This window comes from Pseudomonas sp. SWRI154 (assembly GCF_014268645.1).
In the GTDB taxonomy this organism is placed as follows: Bacteria; Pseudomonadota; Gammaproteobacteria; order Pseudomonadales; family Pseudomonadaceae; genus Aquipseudomonas; species Aquipseudomonas marvdashtae.
The window spans coordinates 1-1,974 of the sequence record NZ_JABWQW010000057.1 but is presented as its reverse complement, the minus strand read 5'-3'; the positions used below and the strand labels follow the sequence as shown (position 1 = coordinate 1,974).

The following is a 1,974-nucleotide window of genomic DNA, read 5'->3' as shown; positions in this document are numbered from 1 at the left end:
AGTCGGGTCGACCGGCCAGTTACCTGGGCCGGCCTCCCACAGATCCGGACGTGCGCAATTCACGCATCCGGCTCCTCAGTAACAGGGTTTGCTAATCCGTGGTGCTGGCAAGGGAAGCAACTTTAATAGCTGCGCTGCTTTCTCCCAGTTCAACCTCCCGCGCTGCGATCTACGCGACAGCCACTTGATCCAAATGCGCTCGACGCGAAAACGTAGAGCACCCATCGACCGATAGTTGCCGCGAATCCCAAAGTAGGCGAAGTGCCCTCTCAGCTTGCGAACCAGTTGAACATGCTGGTCTCGCACGAATTGATGCCGATTCACACGGCACCATCGGCTGATCTGCCTGAGCGTTCGCCGAAAGCGATCCTTGGCAGTTTTCCGATAAATCGTCCAACAGCCTGACTTGGATCGCCCCCAGTAATGAGTGAATCCCAGCAGATCGAAGCTTCTGCCTCGACCTGGTATTGCGGGCTTGAAACCCACCAACCGCGTCTTATCCGGATGCAACTCCAGACCAAACCGGCGGAAGCGCTTGGGCAGTACCTCCATTACCCGCCTGGCGTCCCGCTCGTTGGCGAAAACCAGCACAGCATCATCGGCATAACGCAGCATAGAGCTGCTGCCAACCAACCGCGGCTTTACTTCGCGTTCGAACCAGACATCCAATACATGGTGGAGATAGATATTCGCCAACAATGGCGAGATCACACCGCCTTGGGGTGAACCGGCCTCCATGCGTTGCCATTGCCCGTGTTCCATCACGCCCGCCTTCAGCCATTTACCGATCAGGCGGTTGAGCACACCATCCTTTACCCGTTGCTGCACGAATCCTCGCAACAGAGCATGGTCAATCGTGTCGAAGTACGACCGTATGTCCAACTCCAGCACCCAGCCACCGCCCATGTTTCTCAGACGCTGGTACAACACTTCCAAGGCCTGATGAGCCGAGCGGCCTGGCCGAAACCCATAAGAGTCAGGATGGAAATCCTGTTCGTAGAGTGGTTCCAGCACCATGGCCACCGCCCGTTGGAGAAGTTTGTCCTCGAACGTCGGGATGCCGATGGGCCGCGTGCTTTTGCCATCGCCTTTCGGGATATGCACCCGACGTACCGCCGGAGCCTGGTACGTACCGCTCTTGGCACGCTCCAGTAACCCTTGCAGATTTGCGTCCAGATGACGGGCATAGTCTTTCGCGCTCTGCCCGTCGATACCGGCCGCCCCCTGCTTGCGGGTACGTCGATACGCCTCGTGCAACCATGCAAGGTCGATATGTTGAGCCAGTGACGTGAATGCCCTGTCCGGGTGATTTCGTGCCTGCCGTGCTATTCGCAGGTGTTTCGTGTACACATCCTCAGGTTCCTGGGCACCTGTCATGTTTCCCCCCTGCGATTCCTGTTACCGACGCCGCCTTCCCTCCGCCGGGTCCAGTCGGGTCTGTTCCCCGGTTTCAGCGGTACTACGCAGCGTTCCGACTCCCGTTGCCTCTTCCGACTGCACTCCTTTCTCGTCGCACAGCCGCACCCCCACCGTGTCGATAGCGACGCTCCTGCAGCGGATCGACACCACCACCGCAGGCCTGGAAAGTTCGGGTCCGGTCTTTCCGGTACCGGTAGTTGGATGGAGGAAAGCAACGGGCCTCCCAGGTTCCTGGGAAACCCTCATGCGCACATGCCCTGCTCTCTGACCCCGGTGGAACTTCGATGCCAAGCCATTGCGGCATCTCCATGCGGCCTTCCGCCATTTATAGAGCGTCGGCTTCCACGCTGCGGACATTTCGAGGCTCAATCACACGGCCTATACGCTCGCTGTCTACGCTTCGCAGCGCCGGTTACCCGGTCACCACGCAAGACTCGCTTCCGGTCGGTGGCTAACCTTTACCGGGCGGGGTTCAAACCCGCTGAGTTTCTTACGCCATTTCGTGACGGCTTGCGCCGTCAGTCCCAGGCGACCAAGCTTTGCCTGGCGCACATA

Annotated in this window: 1 protein-coding gene; it reads right to left on the bottom strand. The window is 59.0% G+C overall.

Annotated features, from left to right (window positions below):
* Positions 1-75: 75 nt before the first annotated feature.
* Positions 76-1,377 (bottom strand): group II intron reverse transcriptase/maturase, encoded by a 1,302-nt coding sequence (gene ltrA, locus HU806_RS26095; protein ID WP_186615767.1) that lies wholly within the window; start codon positions 1,375-1,377, stop codon positions 76-78.
* Positions 1,378-1,974 lie beyond the last annotated feature (597 nt).

What these genes read in the sequence shown, in the direction of transcription:
- ltrA (WP_186615767.1), bottom strand. Translation starts at nt 1,377, where the DNA reads ATGACAGGTGCCCAGGAACCTGAGGATGTGTACACGAAACACCTGCGA.